The sequence below is a fragment of the Microbacterium sp. CPCC 204701 genome, assembly GCF_004010105.1.
GTDB lineage: Bacteria > Actinomycetota > Actinomycetes > Actinomycetales > Microbacteriaceae > Microbacterium.
This window is the reverse complement of the sequence record NZ_RRYE01000506.1, coordinates 1-1,763: the sequence shown is the minus strand read 5'-3', so window position 1 is coordinate 1,763 and position 1,763 is coordinate 1. Positions and strand designations below refer to the sequence as shown.

The following is a 1,763-nucleotide window of genomic DNA, read 5'->3' as shown; positions in this document are numbered from 1 at the left end:
GGGCGGAGCTCGGCATCCCGGGGCTCGCACGCGTGGTCACGGCGAACGACCGGTTCTACCGCATCGACACCGCACTCATCGTGCCCGAGGTCCACCCCGAGGACTGGCGGCTGCGGATTCACGGGATGGTCGCCGAGGAGTTCGAGCTCACGTGGGACGACCTCCTCGCGCTGCCGCTGGAAGAGAGCTGGACGACCCTCGCCTGCGTCTCGAACGAGGTCGGAGGCACACTGATCGGCAACGCGAAGTGGCTCGGCTATCCGGTGCGCAGCCTGCTGGAACGGGCGCGGCCGGACCCGGATGCCGACATGGTCCTGTCGCGGTCGGTCGACGGGTTCACGGCATCCACGCCTCTCGAGGCGCTCACCGACGGGCGCAACGCGATCCTCGCGGTGGGGATGAACGACGAGCCGCTGCCGATCGAGCACGGCTTTCCGGCGCGGCTGGTCGTTCCGGGACTGTACGGCTACGTGTCGGCGACGAAGTGGGTGGAGAGCCTCGAGGTCACACGCTTCGACCGCGCACGGGCGTACTGGACCGACCGCGGGTGGTCGGAGCGCGGCCCCATCAAGCTGCAGTCCCGCATCGACGTGCCGCGCAAGGGGCAGGGCTTGAGTGCGGGGGATGCCGTCATCGCAGGCGTGGCGTGGCACCAGGGTGTCGGCATCGCCGGCGTCGAAGTGCAGGTCGACGAGGGCCCATGGCAGGAGGCGGCACTGGCGACCACGATCTCGGACGACACGTGGGTGCAGTGGAGCCTGCCGTGGACGGCGACCGAGGGCGCTCACCTGCTGCGCTGCCGGGCGACGGGCAAGGACGGGCTGCGCCAGACACCGGATCGTGCGGCCCCCGCACCGGACGGCGCGACCGGCTGGCACGAGAGATTTGTGCAGGTGTTCTGACGCCGATTGGTACTACCAGACGCCTCGGGCCTGTAGCATGCCCCTTGGCGAGGCCCACTGGGGAGCGGGTCCGCCTGTCTGGGGAGGTTTGTTGTGCCTGATCAACTGGAAGCGCTCGTCGCACGCCTGCGCGAACTCGCGACGCTCGATGAAGACAGCGGAAGACGCCGCCTTCCGCCCGAGCGCGTGCTCGGCGAGGCGCTCGGTATGAGCCGGGGTGCGCTGCGCGAGCAGCTGGCCGTGCTCGAAAGACTCGGTTTCATCGACCGCACGCAGGGCCGCGGCACGTTCCTCGCGAGTCCGTCGTACGACTTCGTGCGCACCTACTTCCGCATCGCGCGCGATCTCGGCTACCTGACGGACACCGAATTCTCGGAGTCCCGCCTGCTGCTCGAAGAGGCGCTGGCCGAGGCGGCCGCGCGGCGCGCGACACCCGAGCAGGTCGCACAGCTTCGCGGCGACGTCGACCGGATGGTGGCCTCGCAGTCCGCCGCGGACTTCGACGACGCCCACGAGGCGGACGTCACGTTCCACAGCAGGCTGCAGGGCATCGTCGACAACCCCGTGCTGCGATTCCTTCACGAGGGAATCAGCCACGTGCTGCGCGACGACATCGCGGCCCGCCGCCAAGAGGTGGCCGAGGGCGTTCCCGAGCCCGGCGGCCGCACCGACAGCATCCACTACGACATCGTCGACGCGATCGCCACCGGCGACGCCGTCGGCGCCCGCCTCGCGATGCGCCGGCACTTCGGCGGCGTCGTGCTGGGGATGCCGATCACCTGAGCCCGGCGCCGGGCCCGCGACTCGGAGGCCGGTGCCGCGAGCGTCAGCCCGCCAGCACGACCCGCAGCTGCTCGATCG

At 70.6% G+C, this 1,763-nt stretch carries 2 protein-coding genes; both read left to right on the top strand.

Annotation, left to right across the window (positions count from 1 at the left end; translation table 11 throughout):
• Window positions 1-902 (top strand): molybdopterin-dependent oxidoreductase (locus EIO58_RS17305; RefSeq protein WP_164861842.1); only part of this gene is annotated, 902 nt, incomplete at its 5' end.
• A gap of 93 nt (window positions 903-995) precedes the next feature.
• Window positions 996-1,685, top strand: a complete 690-nt coding sequence (locus EIO58_RS17300) for a FadR/GntR family transcriptional regulator (RefSeq protein WP_240658976.1) — start codon at window positions 996-998, stop codon at window positions 1,683-1,685.
• The last annotated feature ends 78 nt before the right edge of the window (window positions 1,686-1,763 follow it).